This window comes from Mesorhizobium sp. BHbdii (assembly GCF_053848045.1).
On the sequence record NZ_JBSPKX010000330.1, the window covers coordinates 1 to 395 of the forward strand.

Genomic DNA, 395 nt, shown 5'->3' on the forward strand with positions numbered 1-395 from the left:
ACCACGAGGTCGCGCCGCCCCTGGAAGATCGCCTTGTTCCTGGCAATGAAGTCCTGCGGGCCGTTGAGCGCCTCGACGGAAGCCCATTGTGCGATGGTGCAGGCGCCCGAGGTCTGCTGGCCCTGGATCATGTCCATCGCCTTGATCAGCTGGACCGGGCCGGCGGCATAGCCGATGCGCCAGCCGGTCATGGCATAGGCTTTCGACACGCCGTTCATGGTCAGGGTGCGCTCATAGAGCTTCGGCTCGACCCCGGCGATGGTCTTGAAGACGAAGTCGCCATAGGTCAGGTGCTCGTACATGTCGTCGGTCAGCGTCCAGACATGCGGATGCTTCAACAGCACGTCGGCCAGCGCGCGCAGTTCGGCTTGCGTGTAGGCCGCGCCCGACGGGTT

General features: G+C 64.6%; 1 protein-coding gene. It reads right to left on the reverse strand.

All coding sequences use genetic code 11. From position 1 onward, the window contains the following. Positions 1 to 395, reverse strand: a 395-nt coding sequence (locus tag ACWTU8_RS33290) for an aminotransferase class I/II-fold pyridoxal phosphate-dependent enzyme (RefSeq protein WP_455851437.1), incomplete at both ends; no start/stop codon positions are given.